The 16,038-nt window shown below is 61.8% G+C and carries 16 protein-coding genes; 4 read left to right on the plus strand and 12 right to left on the minus strand.

The features are described 5' to 3' along the window. The 5 genes from FHK92_RS04785 to FHK92_RS04805 form a co-directional block, all read right to left on the minus strand. A partial coding sequence (locus tag FHK92_RS04785) for a formate dehydrogenase subunit delta (RefSeq protein ID WP_181287109.1) occupies positions 1-207 on the minus strand: 207 nt, incomplete at its 3' end. Continuing rightward, entirely contained in the window at positions 204-3,080 is a 2,877-nt protein-coding gene (gene fdhF, locus FHK92_RS04790) for a formate dehydrogenase subunit alpha (protein ID WP_181287062.1), read from the minus strand. The genes FHK92_RS04785 and fdhF, both read right to left, overlap by 4 nt. Then, on the minus strand, positions 3,077-4,636 hold the full coding sequence (locus FHK92_RS04795) for a formate dehydrogenase beta subunit (RefSeq protein WP_181287063.1): 1,560 nt from the start codon (positions 4,634-4,636) through the stop codon (positions 3,077-3,079). Before FHK92_RS04795 ends, fdhF begins: the two co-directional genes overlap by 4 nt. Beyond that, a complete protein-coding gene (locus FHK92_RS04800) occupies positions 4,630-5,112 on the minus strand; it encodes a formate dehydrogenase subunit gamma (RefSeq protein WP_030138762.1) in 483 nt (160 codons plus the stop codon). Before FHK92_RS04800 ends, FHK92_RS04795 begins: the two co-directional genes overlap by 7 nt. A 240-nt stretch (positions 5,113-5,352) precedes the next feature. Beyond that, positions 5,353-6,282: a LysR family transcriptional regulator gene (locus FHK92_RS04805; protein WP_181287064.1), complete on the minus strand. Its 930-nt coding sequence runs from the start codon at positions 6,280-6,282 to the stop codon at positions 5,353-5,355. A gap of 230 nt (positions 6,283-6,512) precedes the next feature. On the opposite strand from FHK92_RS04805, the gene FHK92_RS04810 reads away from it, so the two are divergent. The 4 genes from FHK92_RS04810 (at position 6,513) to FHK92_RS04825 (ending at position 9,207) form a co-directional block, all read left to right on the plus strand. Beyond that, complete coding sequence (locus FHK92_RS04810; protein WP_309109594.1) at positions 6,513-6,854, plus strand: cyclophilin-like fold protein; 342 nt, start codon at positions 6,513-6,515, stop codon at positions 6,852-6,854. A gap of 24 nt (positions 6,855-6,878) precedes the next feature. Then, positions 6,879-7,907, plus strand: a complete 1,029-nt coding sequence (locus FHK92_RS04815; RefSeq protein WP_181287065.1) for an alpha/beta hydrolase — start codon at positions 6,879-6,881, stop codon at positions 7,905-7,907. A gap of 30 nt (positions 7,908-7,937) precedes the next feature. Continuing rightward, positions 7,938-8,231, plus strand: a complete 294-nt coding sequence (locus FHK92_RS04820; RefSeq protein WP_181287066.1) for a hypothetical protein — start codon at positions 7,938-7,940, stop codon at positions 8,229-8,231. A 106-nt stretch (positions 8,232-8,337) separates the two neighbouring features. Then, on the plus strand, positions 8,338-9,207 hold the full coding sequence (locus FHK92_RS04825) for an AraC family transcriptional regulator (protein WP_181287067.1): 870 nt from the start codon (positions 8,338-8,340) through the stop codon (positions 9,205-9,207). A gap of 18 nt (positions 9,208-9,225) precedes the next feature. Here the strand turns inward: FHK92_RS04825 and FHK92_RS04830 are convergent, their stop codons facing one another. From FHK92_RS04830 to FHK92_RS04860, 7 genes are all read right to left on the minus strand, one after another. Next, complete coding sequence (locus FHK92_RS04830; RefSeq protein ID WP_181287068.1) at positions 9,226-9,741, minus strand: hypothetical protein; 516 nt, start codon at positions 9,739-9,741, stop codon at positions 9,226-9,228. 69 nt (positions 9,742-9,810) lie between these two features. Continuing rightward, positions 9,811-10,254 (minus strand): HIT family protein, encoded by a 444-nt coding sequence (locus FHK92_RS04835; RefSeq protein WP_181287069.1) that lies wholly within the window; start codon positions 10,252-10,254, stop codon positions 9,811-9,813. Next, positions 10,251-10,637, minus strand: a complete 387-nt coding sequence (locus FHK92_RS04840; protein WP_181287070.1) for a response regulator — start codon at positions 10,635-10,637, stop codon at positions 10,251-10,253. The genes FHK92_RS04835 and FHK92_RS04840 overlap by 4 nt, the downstream gene beginning before the upstream one ends. Continuing rightward, the gene (locus FHK92_RS04845) at positions 10,634-12,817 is read right to left on the minus strand and encodes a PAS domain-containing sensor histidine kinase (protein WP_181287071.1); all 2,184 of its coding nucleotides are present in this window, start codon (positions 12,815-12,817) and stop codon (positions 10,634-10,636) included. The genes FHK92_RS04840 and FHK92_RS04845 overlap by 4 nt, the downstream gene beginning before the upstream one ends. A gap of 187 nt (positions 12,818-13,004) precedes the next feature. Continuing rightward, positions 13,005-13,835, minus strand: a complete 831-nt coding sequence (locus FHK92_RS04850) for an amidohydrolase family protein (RefSeq protein WP_181287072.1) — start codon at positions 13,833-13,835, stop codon at positions 13,005-13,007. A gap of 30 nt (positions 13,836-13,865) precedes the next feature. Beyond that, entirely contained in the window at positions 13,866-15,155 is a 1,290-nt protein-coding gene (locus tag FHK92_RS04855) for an MFS transporter (protein ID WP_181287073.1), read from the minus strand. Positions 15,156-15,289: 134 nt separating this feature from the next. Then, complete coding sequence (locus tag FHK92_RS04860; RefSeq protein ID WP_181287074.1) at positions 15,290-16,021, minus strand: GntR family transcriptional regulator; 732 nt, start codon at positions 16,019-16,021, stop codon at positions 15,290-15,292. Between the last annotated feature and the right edge of the window lie 17 nt (positions 16,022-16,038).

Here is a 16,038-nt window from a genome sequence, read left to right on the forward strand (position 1 = left end):
GGGTTCCTTCAACGCCGCCAACACCAGCGGATGCAGAACCGCATCCGGATGCTTTTCTTCCCAGTTCTGCAAATCCTTGCGCATCCCTGGCGTCCAGAAGCTTTTGATGTGCTGCCGAATGCCGCTCACCGCCAGGGCCTGGTCAGGCTCGGTGGCGAAGTACCGAGCGATTTCGTTGGCCATCTTGATCAGGTTCTGCGAGCTCATCGGCGCACCTCGGCTTTTTCGGCGTGGCGACGTTCCCTGAGCAAGCGGCTTTGTTCATCGCTGAAGGCCTGGTAACGCTTCTGCCATTCCGAAGGCTGGCTGACCCGTACGATTTCCACCGCCGTCACCTTGTATTCCGGGCAGTTGGTGGCCCAGTCGGAGTTGTCGGTGGTGATCACGTTGGCGCCGGATTCCGGGAAGTGGAACGTGGTGTAGACCACGCCCGGCGCCACCCGCTCGGTCACCTTGGCCCGCAGCACGGTCTGCCCGGCGCGGCTGCCGATGCCGACCCAGTCTTCGTCGACAATCCCGCGGTTCTCGGCGTCGGTCGGATGGATTTCCAGGCGATCTTCCTCGTGCCAGGCAACGTTGTCGGTGCGCCGGGTCTGGGCGCCGACGTTGTACTGGCTGAGGATGCGCCCGGTGGTCAGCAACAGCGGATAGCGGCTGTTGACCTTCTCTTCGGTGGGCACGTAGCCGGTGAGCATGAAGCGCCCTTTGCCACGCACGAACTCCTCGATGTGCATGGTCGGCGTGCCGTCCGGCGCGGCGTCGTTGCACGGCCATTGCAGGCTGCCGTGGCGCTCCAGTTCCGCATAGCTGACGCGGCTGAAGGTCGGCGTCAAACGGGCGATTTCATCCATGATTTCCGAAGGATGGCGGTAGTCCATCTTGTAGCCCAAGGCCTCGGCCAGGGCGATGGTGGCTTCCCAATCGGCCTTGCCGGCCAACGGGTCCATCACCTTGCGCACACGGGAGATGCGGCGCTCGGCGTTGGTGAAGGTGCCGTCCTTCTCCAGGAACGAACTGCCCGGCAGGAACACGTGGGCGAATTTGGCCGTTTCGTTGAGAAAGATGTCCTGGACGATCACGCATTCCAACGCGGACAGCGCGGCGGTCACATGCTGGGTGTTCGGATCGCTCTGGGCGATGTCTTCGCCTTGGCAGTAAAGCGCTTTGAAGGTGCCGTCCAGCGCCGCCTCGAACATGTTCGGGATGCGCAGGCCCGGGTCGGGTTGCAAGGTCACGTTCCAGGCCTGCTCGAACTGGGCGCGCACCGCTTCGTTGGAGATGTGCCGGTAGCCGGGCAGTTCATGGGGGAACGAACCCATGTCGCACGAGCCTTGGACGTTGTTCTGCCCACGCAACGGGTTCACGCCAACGCCTTCGCGACCGATGTTGCCGGTGGCCATGGCGAGGTTGGCGATGCCCATCACCGAGGTGCTGCCCTGGCTGTGTTCGGTGACGCCGAGGCCATAGTAGATGGCCGCGTTGCCGCCGGTGGCGTAGAGGCGCGCAGCGGCACGGATCTGTTCGGCAGGCACGCCGCAGACCGGGCCGAGCTCCTCGGGCGAGTTTTCCGGCAGGCTGACAAAGTCGCGCCAACGGGCAAAGTCCGTCGCCTCGCAACGCGCCTTGACGAAAGGTTCGTCAACTAGGCCTTCAGTGACGATCACATGGGCCAACGCGTTGAGCATCGCCACGTTGGTGCCCGGACGCAGTTGCAAGTGCAGTTCGGCGCGGGCGTGGGGAGAATCCACCAGGTCGATGCGCCGTGGGTCGATGACGATCAGCCGCGCACCCTGGCGCAGGCGGCGCTTGAGTTGCGAGCCGAACACCGGATGCGCATCGGTAGGGTTGGCGCCCATCACCAAGATCACGTCGGCTTTCATCACCGAATCGAAATTCTGGGTACCGGCGGACTCGCCCAAGGTTTGCTTGAGGCCGTAGCCAGTCGGCGAATGGCAGACCCGCGCGCAGGTGTCCACGTTGTTGTTGCCGAACGCCGTGCGCACCAGTTTCTGCACCAGGTAGGTTTCTTCGTTGGTGCAACGGCTGGAGGTGATCCCACCGATGGAGTCGCGTCCGTACTTGAGCTGGATGCGCCGCAGTTCACTGGCGGCGTAGGTGACCGCCTCCTCCCAGCTGACTTCCTGCCACGGGTCGTTGATGTGCTTGCGGATCATCGGCTTGGTGATGCGATCCGGGTGCGTCGCGTAACCCCAGGCGAAGCGGCCCTTGACGCAGGAATGGCCGTGGTTGGCCTGGCCGTTCTTGTCCGGGACCATGCGCACCAGCTGTTCGCCTTTCATCTCGGCGCGGAACGAGCAACCTACGCCGCAGTAGGCGCAGGTGGTGATGACGCTGCGCTCCGGCTGGCCGATCTCCACCACGCTTTTGTCGATCAACGTGGCTGTCGGACAGGCCTGGACGCAGGCGCCGCAGGACACGCATTCGGAATCAAGGAAATTGTCACCGCCAGCCGCTTCCACACGGGAGTCAAAGCCGCGCCCGCTGATGGTCAGGGCGAAGGTGCCCTGGATTTCTTCGCAAGCGCGCACGCAGCGACTGCAGACGATGCACTTGCTCGGGTCGTAATCGAAATAAGGGTTGGACACGTCCTTGGCTTCGGCGAGGTGATTGGCGCCTTCGTAGCCATAACGCACCTCGCGCAAGCCCACCTGCCCCGCCACGGTCTGCAATTCGCAGTTGCCGTTGGCCGGGCACGTCAGGCAGTCCAGTGGGTGATCGGAAATGTACAGCTCCATCACGTTGCGCCGCAGCGTGGCGAGCTTGGATGTTTGCGTGCGAACCACCATGCCGGCCGTCACCGGCGTGGTGCACGAGGCCGGATAGCCGCGCATGCCGTCGATTTCCACGAGGCACATGCGGCAGGAGCCGAAGGCTTCCATGCTGTCGGTGGCGCACAGTTTGGGGATGGTGGTGCCGAGCAAGGCCGCCGCGCGCATCACCGAGGTGCCGGAGGGGACGCTGATTTCGCGTCCGTCGATGGTCAGGCTGACCTGCACGTCGCTTTCGCGGGCCGGGGTGCCCAGGTCGATGTCGCTGGCTGGATCGAAAATGGTGATCATTGGTCGGCCTCCGAGGTCGCCAGACCGAAGTCGGCGGGGAAATGCTTGAGGGCACTGGCGACGGGGTAGGACGTCATCCCACCGAGGGCACAGAGCGAGCCGTACTGCAGCGTGTCGCAGAGATCATGCAGCAGCAACGCCTGTTCCTGGCGGGCATTGGCATCGGTGCTGGCGAGCAAACGATCCACCACTTCAACGCCGCGGGTCGAACCGATGCGGCATGGCGTGCATTTGCCGCAGGATTCCTCGGCGCAGAACTGCAAGGCGAACCGGGCCATCTTGGCCATGTCCAGGCTGTCATCGGCGACCACCACGCCACCGTGGCCGAGCATCGCGCCTATGGCGGCAAACGCTTCGTAGTCCAGCGGCGTGTCGAACTGTGCCGGCGGCACCCAGGCGCCCAACGGCCCGCCGACTTGCGCGGCCTTCAGCGGACGCCCCGTGGCGGTGCCGCCACCGTACTCTTCCACCAATTCGCGCAGGCTCAGGCCGAACGCCCGCTCCACCAGGCCGCCGCGAAGGACGTTGCCGGCCAATTGGAACGGCATGGTGCCCAGGGAACGGCCCATGCCGAAATCACGATAGAACTGCGCGCCCTTTTCCAGGATCACCGGCACCGAGGCCAGCGTCACCACGTTATGCACCAGCGTCGGCAAACCGAACAGGCCCTGCAACGCCGGCAGCGGCGGCTTGGCGCGCACTGTGCCGCGCTTGCCTTCGAGGGATTCCAGCAGCGCCGTTTCCTCGCCACAGATGTAGGCGCCGGCGCCCACCCGAACTTCGATTTCGAAAGCACGACCACTGCCGCCCACATCCGCGCCCAGGTAACCGGCTTCGCGGGCGATGCGCAGTGCCTGGTTCAGGGTGCTGACCGCGTCCGGGTATTCCGAACGCACGTAGATGTAGCCCATCGTCGCGCCCACCGCGATGCCGGCGATGATCATGCCTTCGATCAGCAGGAACGGGTCGCCTTCCATCAGCATGCGGTCGGCGAAGGTACCTGAGTCGCCTTCGTCGGCATTGCAGACTACGTATTTCTGCGGCCCCGGGGCGTCGCGCACGGTGCGCCACTTGATGCCTGCCGGAAACGCCGCCCCGCCCCGGCCACGCAGGCCGGAGTCGAGCACTTGGGCGACCACCTCGGCGCCATCCGTCTGGATCGCCCGGGCCAGGCCGAGGAACCCGCCCTGGGCGCGGTAGTCATCGAGGGACAACGGCTGGGTGATGCCAGCACGGGCGAACAACAGCCGTTGCTGGCTTTTGAGATAAGGGATGTTCTCAACCAACCCCAACGCCGATGGATGGCTGCCAGGATCACCCGCCAGCGCGTCGAGCAGGCCCGGTACGTCTTGTGCCGTGACCGGACCAAAACCCAGGCGCCCTTCCGGCGTCTCCAGCTCCACCAAGGGTTCCAGCCAATAGAGCCCGCGGGAACTGGTGCGCAACACCTCCAGTGGCAATTGACGCCGCTCGGCCTCGCGGACCAGCGCATCGGCCACCTTGTCCGCACCAACGGCGCGGGCCACTGAATCACGGGGAATGCAGAGGGTCAGCATGGACCATCCTCCAGGCAACCATTCACCAATTGACGCAGGCGTTCCGGGGTCAGCCGGGCGTGCAGTTCCCCATCCAGTTCCAGGGCCGGCGAACAGACACAGGCACCAAGGCAATAGACTGGTCGCAGGCTGATGGCCCCATCGGCGCTAGTACCGTGATCGTCCAGCGAAAGCTGTTCACGCAACTGCGCCGCCAGGCCCTCGGCCCCCATGCTCTGGCACGACTCGGCCCGGCACAGGCGCAGGGTGTGGCGCGCCGGTGGCGTGGTGCGAAAATCGTGGTAGAAGCTGATCACACCGCGCACTTCAGCCTGGCTGAGGTTGAGGGCATGGGCGATTTCAGGGACGGCGGCGTCGGGAACGTACCCGCAACCTTCCTGGATGGCATGGAGGATCGGCAACAAGGCACCGGGGGTGTCCTTCTCGCGCGCCAGCACGCTGTGGATCAGAGGCAGGTGAAGCGTCTCATCAGGCATAAACGTACCTCGGCATCTCGAACGACAGCGCCGCGTGGCGCTGGTCGTTCGGAGTCTTGGCGGCGGCGTCCGGCCCACGTCACGGTAGCGTGGCATACCGATCGCCATTCTCGCTCTCCGGCCAAGTGTCTTTGGCGCACTGGGTCCGGGGCATCTTCACAGCTTGCCACTCCGGGGGACTGGCGATTGCATATGGACGACTAAACGTGTTCTGAAAGCGACGGCTGGTGCTTTTCGGTCTTATGGGCCAACAGGCAGAGGTTTCGAGGCATCCCCTTGGATGTCCTTGCGCAACGCATTGGCAACCAGTGTAAACGCAGGTGACGGTTGGCGCCGGCTCGGATAGTACAAATAGTAGCCTGAGAACGGTGGGCACCACGCTTCCAACACCCGCACCAACCGGCCGTCCTGAAGGTACGGTTCAAATTCTTCTTCCGGCAGGTAGGCAATACCCAGCCCGGCCACTGCCGCCTGCACGATGTGCGTCGACGTGTTGAAGATGAGTTGGCCGTCCACGCGCACGTTCACTTGCTTGCCTCGCTGCTCGAAATCCCAGACATAAAGCCCGCCGGAGGTGGGCATGCGCTGGTTGATACAACGATGGCTCATCAGGTCGCGAGGATGCCCGGGGATGGCGCGGCTGGCGAAGTACGCTGGCGAAGCCACCGCGGCCATCCGCAAGGGTGGGCCGATCGGCACCGCCACCATGTCCTTGTCGATGGTGTCGCCCAGGCGCACACCCGCGTCGAAACGGTCCGCGACGATGTCGCGAAATCCGTAGCTGACATCAAACTCGACATTGATGTCCGGGTACTCGTGCAGCAACCCGGTCAGTTTCGGCAACAAAGTGGTGCGCAAGACATGATCACCGCAGGTAATGCGAACGATGCCGGCGGGCTTGTCGCGCATTTCCGTGAGCATATCCAGCTCGGCTTCGATCTCATCGAAACGATTGCCGATGGCGTGCAGCAGGCGTTCGCCCGCAATGGTTGGCGAAACGCTGCGGGTGGTCCGCGTTAGCAAGCGGATCTGCAGGCGTGCTTCCAGGCCACTGATCGCCTGGCTCAGCGCCGACTGGGTGACGCCCAGTGTGCCGGCCGCCCGGGTGAAGCTGCCCTCCCTCGCCACGGTGACGAAAGAAAGCAGATCGTTGAGATTTCTTTTGACCATGATGAAGGCACTTCAGGCTAATTGATTAGCTTCGCTTATAACCTTGTTAAGTATTCATTAGCTAGTCGCACCACTGCCCACCAGTCACCATGAACCCCATGAACAAGAACCCATGCACAACTGCGATGAGATCGGCCCAGCTTGTCTTGCTGCTAGCCATGGTCGCGCTTGGCAGCTACGCAACGATCAACGGTGCCGCGTCGGCATCTTCCATCACGGAGAAAACGGCTATGTGGATGACTGTCGGTGAACAACGCTTCGCCATCACCTTGACCGACAGCGCTGCCGCCCAGGCACTTTCCGGGTTATTGCCACTGACACTGGAAATGAGCGATCTCAATCGCAACGAAAAGTACGCCACCCTGCCCCAAACGCTACCCGCCAAGGCGAGCAGGCCGGCAACGATCCGCAAAGGTGACCTGATGCTGTACGGCACGGATACCTTGGTCGTTTTCTATAAGGACTTCGATTCAGCCTACGCGTACACGCGCCTGGGCCACATCAACGACCCCTCAGGTCTCGCCCAAGCCCTCGGCCCGGGATCCGCGCAAGTGACGTTTACCCACGATTGATAACCCGCATCGACAGGTCCACCCATGAAAAAAATCCTCGTCTTATTAACGCTTTTCGTCACATCCCTTTCAGCGATAGGAGCCGATATGTCCAACGGCGCAGACAACTTCTACACCAGCGACGAAGTCACCGTGCAAAAGGTCAATTTCAAGAATCAGTATCAAATGAACGTCGCGGGAAACCTGTTCATCCCAAAAAAACTCAATGGCAAGAAAAGCAATCCGGCGATTGTCGTGGGCCATCCAATGGGCGCGGTGAAGGAGCAAAGCGCTAATCTTTATGCCACCAAGATGGCGGAAAAAGGCTTCGTGGCCCTCTCCCTGGATCTTTCATTCTGGGGCGAAAGCGCGGGCCAGCCGCGCAATGCGGTCTCGCCGGATATCTACGCCGAGGACTTCAGCGCCGCCGTGGATTTTCTCAGCGCCCAGCCCTTCGTCGACAAGGAGCGCATTGGTGCCATCGGTATTTGTGGCAGCGGCAGCTTCGTCATCAGCGCCGCCAAGATCGACCCGCGCATGAAAGCCATTGCGACTGTGAGCATGTATGACATGGGCGGCGTCAATCGCAACGGGTTGAAGCATTCCCAGACGCTCGATCAGCGCCGGGCCGTCATCGCTCAGGCGACACAGCAGCGTAATGTGGAGTTCGTCGGCGGCGAAACGCTGTACACCAGCGGTACGGTGCATCAGTTGGATGAAAATACCCACCCGATCCAACGGGAGTTCTACGACTTCTACCGCACCCCGCGCGGCGAGTTCACGCCGGCCAGCTCGTCGAAAGACCTGACCACGCACCCGACGCTGACCAGCAACATCAAGTTCATGAACTTCTATCCACTCAATGACATCGAGACCATTTCGCCTCACCCCATGCTGTTTATTGCCGGCGCCGATGCGCATTCCAGGGAGTTCAGCGAAGAGGCTTACAAGCTCGCCGGCCAGCCCAAGGAACTGGTGATCATTCCTGGGGCCGGGCATGTTGATCTTTATGATCGGGTCGATCTGATTCCGTTTGACAAGTTGACGAGTTTCTTCCAGAACAACCTGAAATGAATTCGAGCATCAACCAGGATCGGAAAAACCATGGATGAACGTGTAGCCTTCATCAAGCATCGGATCCGCGCCGTTGTGATCGCAGGCGACTGCGACCAAATCACCTATCAATCCGAATGGCTCGGCTACATGCCCTTCCCGGTCGATCACTGGGTTGAACATCAAGGCAAGACGTTCTCCGGCGACTTTCCTTTTGACTGGACGCTCAAGGACTTGGCCGTTCTTGAGCGCACGGGTTTTCTGGAAAAGTTGGAAGCTTACGAAAACCCGGAAGACCGGTTTGACCGGTGTATCCGGTATCGCGTGCATGTTGGACGCGGGTAACCCTGGCCTTTCGTTGCTGAGGCTTGCTCTTTGAGCAAACGCGGCTAGGCAGGCCCATGGCCAATCGAAGACTCTACGCCGACCGCACTTCCAAGAGCCTTTACCCGTGCCTGAACAACCGAGCGATTTCGCTTACACAAAACGCTTCGCCGCCGTCCTGGCCTACATCGATACCCATCTCGAAGGGGATCTGTCGGTAAAGGCGCTGAGTGATGTGGCGAACTTCTCGGTGTTTCACTTCCATCGACAATTTACTGCGTACACGGGCGTGCCCGTTTCACGTTATGTGCAACTGATGCGACTGCGACGCGCGGCACATCGCCTGATCGCAAACGCAGATTACTCGGTATTGGACGCGGCACTGGATGCAGGTTTTCAGAGTCCCGAGGCCTTTAGCCGGGCGTTCGGACGAGCGTTCGGCATGGCGCCGAGTGTGTTCAGGAAGAACCCGAACTGGCAGGTCTGGAATACGGTGTTTGCCATCCCCCATTTCTCAAGGAATATCCTCATGCACGTTCGAATCGTTGAATGCCCTGAAATCCAGGTAGCGACGCTTGAGCACCGCGGACCTCCGGGGCTCGTCAATGAAAGCGTGCGCCAGTTCATCGAGTGGCGCATGCGCAGCGGACAATCGCCGGTGGCGACAAGCCGCACGTTCGGCATCCCTTACGGCAATCCCGATACCACACCGCCACACGCTTTCCGCTTCGCGATCTGTGGCGAGATTGACGAGGATGTGGCGCCGAACGAGTTCGGCGTCCAGCCGCTTGTCATACCCGGCGGGCGCTATGTCGTGGTTCGCCACGCGGGATCACCGGATCACATCGGCGAAACGATTTACCCGATCTACCGCGACTGGCTTCCCGCAAGCGGCGAGGAGCTTCGGGACCAGCCGCTGTTTTTCCATTACCTGAGCGTGTATCCAGAGACGCCACAGGATCAGTGGCAAACCGACGTGTACGTTCCGCTGCAATAGCGGTATTACAAAACCGTCCTATTTGATCTCCACCAACCGCAGGGACGGAGAGCCATCGAGGGAAAGGTGAATGACTGCCGCTCGGCTGGGGAAATTCGGCGCGTCGTCGTCGGTGTTTTCCATGACCGGAATGTCGATCAGGGTCTGCTCACCCGCCGGGTCGCTGACCAGCTTGGCGTCCAGCTTATCGATCGCCCGCCAACTGTCACCGCCGATACGCATCACGTCCAGCAGGCTGTAATACGGCACGCCTTCTTCGTTCTCCTCGGGATTGAAAACCGCCAGGTACTGGCTGTAGTTGTTACCCATCCCGAAACCCTCGAGGGTAAAGACCGCGAGCGTGACCTGGCTGTCCTCACCGGTATCGAGGGTCTGCACCAGCGTCGCTTCGGGATAGCCAGTGGCATAGCTGTCCTTGAGCAGCGCCACCAAGTGCCCGACCTGCTGCTCAAGAGCTTTGGGGATTTTCGGCTCGGCGGCGTGGGTCAGGGTGCAGGCGAAAAACAAGGCAGCGGTGAGCAGGCGCAATTTCATCGAGTGGGGTCCGCGGTGTTGGGAGGTCAGCGCGGATGTTAGCGTCCAAACCGGACAAGCGCTACGGCATCAACCCGCCGAACGAATACGCTCCACCAACCGCGCCTGCAACGCCTCAAGCGCCTGCGGATCCGCCTTCCCTTGCCCGTGAACGCCGGGCGCCTGCCCTTCCCAGCGCGGAATGATGTGCACATGGATGTGATAGACCGTCTGCCCGGCCGGCGCGCCGTTGAACTGGGCGATTTGCACGCCGTCCGGCTGCAATTCGTCGACGATGACGCGGGTGAGACGTTGGACGGCTGACATCAGTTTGCCGAGGACCTCGGGCTCCACTTCGAGAATGTTGCGAGCCTGGGATGCTTTGGGAATCACCAGCACATGGCCGCGCGACTGGGGAAAGATATCCAGGAAGGCCAATACATCGGCGTCCTCGTGGATTTTGTAGGCAGGTGCTTCGCCGCGAAGAATCATCGCGAAGATATTCTGCGCATCGTATTGGCCGTACAAACTCATGGTTGCTCCTTGGAGGGTGCCTGCTTTTTTAATGTCAGCGCTATCTTCTGCTGTAATTCACTTTCTGAAAACGGTTTGTGCAACACCGGACTTTGGGCGAATTCCTCGGGCAGGCCGCTCGCGCCGTAGCCGGTGCTGAACAGGAACGGAACCCCGCGACCACGAAGGATTTCAGCCACCGGGAACACCCGTTCGCCGGCGAGGTTGACGTCCAGGATCGCCAGGTCGACCTGCGCCGTACCCGCCTTTTCCCGGGCCAGGGCGAGCCGTGGCACGGACGCCACCACCGTGCATCCGAGGTCTTCAAGCATTTCCTCGATCAACATCGCGACCGTGCCTTCGTCCTCCACGAGCAGGACCCTGATACCAGCAAAAAGGGTCATGCCGAATGCTCAGTGACCATGAACGAGAAGCGACAGAGAACGCCCTCTGGGGCATAGGTCAGCACGAATATCCCACCCAGGTCGCGCTCGATGCAGCGCTTCATCAAACGCGATCCCAGCCCTTCGCGTTCCGGTGGTGACACCAGAGGCCCGCCCTGCTCACGCCAATCCAAGGTCAACAAGTTTCCGTTCGATTGCGCCTGGACGTTCCAATTCACCGAAAGCCTGCCTGTCTCGACGGACATCGCGCCGTACTTGAGGGCGTTGATTGCCAGTTCGTTGAGGGTCATCGTGAGGCTGAGCGCTACGCGGGTATCGACATCGACGGCATCGCCTTCGATCGTGACACGGCCGGGCTCGGCACCGAAGATCGGCAGCAGTACTTCCTGGGCCAGCGACGCCAGGGGCGTCTGTCCCCAATGCCGCCTCGTCAGGAGATCGTGGGCGCGCGACAAGGCGAGCAGCCGTGCCTCGAAGCGGTTGTAGCCCTCCTTGGCGCTTTCTGCGTTGCGTGAGGTTTGGGCGGCCAGGGATTGCACGGTGGCGAGGGTATTCTTGACCCGATGGTTAAGCTCGTCGATCAGGGTTTTCTGCCGGTCTTCGGCCTGCTTGCGCTCGGTGATGTCCACCAACATGTTGATCGCGCCCACCAGGTTGCCCTCGGCATCGTGCAGCGGCGTCGGGTATGGTGTGAACGGCACGCGACTGCCGTCGGGACGCTCCGCGATGGCCTCGACCCCGCGTATCGGTCGGTTTTCCTTCAGGGCGACGGCCATCGGGCATTGGTCGTGGGGCAGGAAGCTTCCGTCGGTGTTGAACAATTTCCAGGTCACGCACCACAGGTCGCCCAATTGAGGCGTGCGCCCCGACAACTCGATAGCCGCCCGGTTGAAAAAAGTGATGCGTCCTTGGGCGTCGGTGGTGTAGACCGCCGCCGGCAATGCCTCGAGCAGATTGCGCATGTGCCGTTCGCTTTCACGGACCTGGTTTTCCATCCGCCGCGCCAGCGTGACGTCCTGGAGTACCCGCACGCCATAGCGAAAGCCGCCATGCGTATCCCGGACGGAGGAGCTGTGAATGTCCAGATAGACGGTCTCGCCATCAGGCTTGAAGGCACGCTTGCGCAGCACGTAATGGTCCAGCTCACCCGCCACCTGACGTGCATACAAGGCCGCGTCCTGATCGAGGCTGTCGGTGTGGGTGTAGTCCAGGAATGTCATTTCAAGCAGTTCTTCCCGCGAACGACCGAGCATGTTGCAGAGCGCGTCGTTCACCCGCAGCAGCCGGCCGTCCGCCCCCGACTCGGCGATCCCGATCGTTGCCGCTTCGTACGTCGCGGACAACCGATCATCGCTCTCCTTGCGCGCCGTCTCGGCCGTGTGGACACAGGTCATGTCAACCGTGAAGCAGCGCGTATTGAACAGCTTGCCGTCCTCGAACCGGCCATTGGAGGTGATGGTCACGTACTTGATAGAACCGTCCCTGGCCTTCAAGCGCGCCGGGTAGCTTTCCAGGCACTCGCCACTGCTCAATTTGCCCAGGATGTCGCCGATGACCGGCTCATCGACGTGAAAGTCAGCGATGGGCCGGCCAATGTATTCGTCCGCCGAATACCCCAGCAGGGCCAGTTCGGCTTTGTTGGCGCGCAGGATGATGCCGTCGCCACTGACGATGTGCAGGCCCACGGCGCTGTTTTCGAAAAAGTCTTCCAGGTCGGCATTCTTGCGCCGAAGCTCTTGTTCCAAGGCGTGATGTGCGGAGACATCCTGGAAGCAGTTGATCGCCCCTTGAATGATTCCATGAACATCTTTCAAGGCGCGGGTGTTGACCAGGGCCACGATCCGCGTCCCGTCCGGACGTTCGATGAGCACTTCCTGGTTACGCGTCGCAGCGCCGTCTTCGAGCGCCGAGGCCATGGGGCAGTCTTCGAACGCCAGCGGCGTACCGTCGGGCAGGAAAAGGCGATAGGAGCCGCAAAACCGGTCTCCGCCCTCCCCCAATATCGGCGTGCGTCCCCACAGCGCCTCCGCCTCGCTGTTGTAGCGGACCAGCCAGCCTTGGCGGTCGCAGAGATACACCGCGCCGGGAATCGCATCGAGCGCGTTGGCGCTCATCGATACAAGGCTTTCGTACTCGCTCGGCGTGCGCGTCTCCAGGGGAAACGCTTCAATATTCGACATTACTGATCCTCAATCCGCCTGGCTGAATGCCCGCTACACGGCGCTCGCGGTCAAAACCCGAGGCGCGATCCAGGCCCGGATAAATCCCTTCATGCGCCGGCGCGGATTTTTTCATGCAGCAGCAATGGATTCTAGATCCCTATCCAACCCGCGAGTTCAGGAAAATTCGACGGCACCTGCACCGTTATCAAAATCCGAACAATGAACACGGTGTTTCGACCATCAGCGCGCGCATGAGCGACTCCGAACTTTTCAGCGCCTGCAGCTGTTGCATCACGGTATCGAAGCCGACGCTGGCCTCGTGTTGTGTATGCGGCCAGTCACTGCCCCAGACCAGACGATCGCGACCGAAACTCTGTTCGAGCAAGGCCAGCGCGGCCCGGGCAAATTCCAGGTTCTGCCGGTCCGTCCCCGCCAGCCGATAGATGCCCGAGACCTTCACCCATACTTGTCCGCCCAGCCCCAGCGTCATCAATTCGGCAAAACCAGGTTGATCGGCGCCCAGGCGGGCATCCGGGCGGCCGAAATGGTCGATGACCAACGGGACGCCAAACGGAACCAACTGACGAATCAATCCCGGCAGGTCCGCTACTGGAGCGTGCAATTCCACATGCCAGCCCAATGTCGCGAGGTGGCCGAGCAAGTCCTTCCAGGCGGTTTCGCGAAAATCAGGCAAGGCCTTGCCCATCAGGTTCAAGCGAACGCCAACCACCCCCAGCCGAGCCATGTGTTCCAGCGTAGCGCGGCCAATACCCGGCTCCACCACCACAACCCCGCGCAATTGCTCCGGCGCCTGCCGCAGGGCGGCCAATAGGTAGCGGTTATCCGTGCCGAGAAAGCTCGGCTGGACCAACACGCCGTGGCTGAGACCGTGGGTTTGCAAGTGGTCCAGGTATTGCCCGAGCGTCGCGTCGTAATCCGGCGTGTAGCGCCGCGCCGCCACCCACTCCAGCTTCCGGCTGAACACGTGAGCGTGGCAGTCGATGCCGGTGATCGGCGTCTTGGTGAGATCAACCATGAGTCTTCATCTAGCGTAAATAAGAAATAATCAGGCCCGGGCGTTCTCGCCGCCGGGTGCCTGGTCGGATGGCGCCGGCGCGGTGGCCTCCAGGCTCCGGCCACGGGTTTCCGGCAGGCACAGCGCCGCGAGCACAGCCACGCCGTAGGCAATGCCGGCGTCAATGCCAATGGCCGATCCCAGGGACATCGAATCGCTCATGTGGCCGACCAGGAACGGGAACACCGCCGACAACACACGGCCGAAGTTGTAGCAGAAACCGACGCCAGCCCCGCGTACGTCCGCCGGGTACAGCTCGTTGAAAAACGCCCCGAGACTCGCCGGGATGCCCGCGGCGAAGAACCCAAGCGGAAAGCCCAGGAAGAGCATCTGGGTATTGCTCAGCGGCATGAACACGTAGCACTGCACCGTGACTACACAGCACAGCGCGAACAGGAGGATGTTCTTGCGTCGGCCGATGCGATCGATCAACAGACCACTGACCACGCAGCCGCACCAGAAGGCAAAGATGATCACCGCCAGGTAGCCGCCCGAGTTGAGCACCGACAGGTTGCGCTCGGTCTTGAGGAAGGTCGGCAGCCAGGTCATCACCGCGTGATAGCCGCCGTGGGCGCCCAGCCCGAGCAATCCGCCGAACAACGTGACGCGAATCAACTCGGGACGAAAGATGCCGGCCAACGACTTGAAGAAACTCTGCGGGATGGCCTGTTCTTTTTGCAGGCGCTGGAAGCTGTCTGGCTCTTCGACGTTGCGGCGCACCCAGATGATCAGGAACGACGGCAGCAGGCCGACGATGAACATCACCCGCCAGGCCATGTCTTGCGGGACGAACGAATAGATCAGCGTAAAGACCCCGACCGCCAGTCCCCAGCCCACCGCCCAGGCACTCTGGACCGTGCCCATGACCTTGCCGCGGTATTTCGGATTGATCGTCTCGGCCATCAACACCGCGCCAGCGGCCCACTCGCCACCGATGCCGAAGCCCTGCAAGGCCTTGACGATCAACAGTTGATGGAAGTCTGTGACGAACGCCGACAGGAAGGTGAAGCAGGAAAACCACAAGATCATCCATTGCAGCGTGCGCACCCGACCATAGCGATCAGACAACGTGCCGCCGACCCAACCGCCCAAGGCCGAGGTGACCAGCGTGACGCCGCTGATCAGTCCCGCATCGCCCTTGGACAAGGCGAACGCGGCAATCAGCGCCGGTATCGCCAGGCCGAACATCTGGACTTCCAGCGCGTCGAGCGACCATCCGCCGAAACACGCCCAAAACGTTTTACGCTCCCGCGAAGTGATTTGGCGATACCAGCTGAACATGATTCTTATCCTTATAAGTGGAACGAAAGGCAGCCGAGCGCGAACCGTGCCGCTGCAAGGCCAGTCAGGAACAACAAAACGACAAGGGCAGCGGCGACCGACTGGCCGCCGCAGAGTCCGCTAGCCCGGCAAGGTCAGCGGATCTCGACGCTGTAGCGGAAATGCTCGGCATGCCCGCGGGAACGACGCCACTCCAGCGGGTTGCCGGCGTAGTCCCGCGCCAGGCGCTCGATCACCACCACCGGGCTGTTCACCGGGACCTGCAGCAAACGAGCGTGCACCTCGTTGACCGACTCGGCAGTGAGCGTTTCTTGCGCGTAGGCCACGACCTGCCCGCAGGTTTCTTCATAGATCGGATAAAGCAGCGGGCCTTTCTGGCTCAGGTCGATCTCCAGCAGCGCCTGGAACCGACTGCGCGGCAGCCAGATCTCCTCGGCGAGCACCGGCGCCACCTCCAGCAGACGCAGCCGGACAATGCGGATGACCGGCGCGTCCACCGGCAGCCCCAACGCCTGAGCCACCGCCGACGGCGCGGCCACAGGTTCTACGGACAAGATCCGGCTCTCCGGAACCCGGCGTTCACCGGAGGCGGATTGAAAACGGAAGAAACGGAACAGTGACGATTGGAACTGCGGCCGGCGAATGAACGTACCGCGCCCTTGCTGGCGCTCCAGGATGCCCTCGGCGACCAACGCATCGATCGCCTTGCGCACCGTCCCGGTGGACAGCCCGTATTCGGCTGAAAGCGCCGCCTCAGTGGGAATCGCCTCTCCCGGGCGCCAGCGATTGTTGGCGATCTGCTCGGCCAACTGGTCGCGCAAACGTTGGTAGAGCGGCAGGCGGGTATCGCTGGGCAGTGGGTTCATAAGATTTTATTCGCCTT

It is taken from the genome of Pseudomonas brassicacearum subsp. neoaurantiaca (assembly GCF_013608025.1).
Lineage (GTDB): Bacteria > Pseudomonadota > Gammaproteobacteria > Pseudomonadales > Pseudomonadaceae > Aquipseudomonas.

Coding starts and splice junctions, on each gene's coding strand:
- FHK92_RS04830 (WP_181287068.1), bottom strand. CDS start 9,741: ATGAAATTGCGCCTGCTCACCGCTGCCTTGTTTTTCGCCTGCACCCTG.
- FHK92_RS04795 (WP_181287063.1), bottom strand. CDS start 4,636: ATGCTGACCCTCTGCATTCCCCGTGATTCAGTGGCCCGCGCCGTTGGT.
- FHK92_RS04805 (WP_181287064.1), bottom strand. CDS start 6,282: ATGGTCAAAAGAAATCTCAACGATCTGCTTTCTTTCGTCACCGTGGCG.
- FHK92_RS04815 (WP_181287065.1), top strand. CDS start 6,879: ATGAAAAAAATCCTCGTCTTATTAACGCTTTTCGTCACATCCCTTTCA.
- FHK92_RS04810 (WP_309109594.1), top strand. CDS start 6,513: ATGTGGATGACTGTCGGTGAACAACGCTTCGCCATCACCTTGACCGAC.
- FHK92_RS04850 (WP_181287072.1), bottom strand. CDS start 13,835: ATGGTTGATCTCACCAAGACGCCGATCACCGGCATCGACTGCCACGCT.
- fdhF (WP_181287062.1), bottom strand. CDS start 3,080: ATGATCACCATTTTCGATCCAGCCAGCGACATCGACCTGGGCACCCCG.
- FHK92_RS04855 (WP_181287073.1), bottom strand. CDS start 15,155: ATGTTCAGCTGGTATCGCCAAATCACTTCGCGGGAGCGTAAAACGTTT.
- FHK92_RS04835 (WP_181287069.1), bottom strand. CDS start 10,254: ATGAGTTTGTACGGCCAATACGATGCGCAGAATATCTTCGCGATGATT.
- FHK92_RS04820 (WP_181287066.1), top strand. CDS start 7,938: ATGGATGAACGTGTAGCCTTCATCAAGCATCGGATCCGCGCCGTTGTG.
- FHK92_RS04860 (WP_181287074.1), bottom strand. CDS start 16,021: ATGAACCCACTGCCCAGCGATACCCGCCTGCCGCTCTACCAACGTTTG.
- FHK92_RS04800 (WP_030138762.1), bottom strand. CDS start 5,112: ATGCCTGATGAGACGCTTCACCTGCCTCTGATCCACAGCGTGCTGGCG.
- FHK92_RS04840 (WP_181287070.1), bottom strand. CDS start 10,637: ATGACCCTTTTTGCTGGTATCAGGGTCCTGCTCGTGGAGGACGAAGGC.
- FHK92_RS04845 (WP_181287071.1), bottom strand. CDS start 12,817: ATGTCGAATATTGAAGCGTTTCCCCTGGAGACGCGCACGCCGAGCGAG.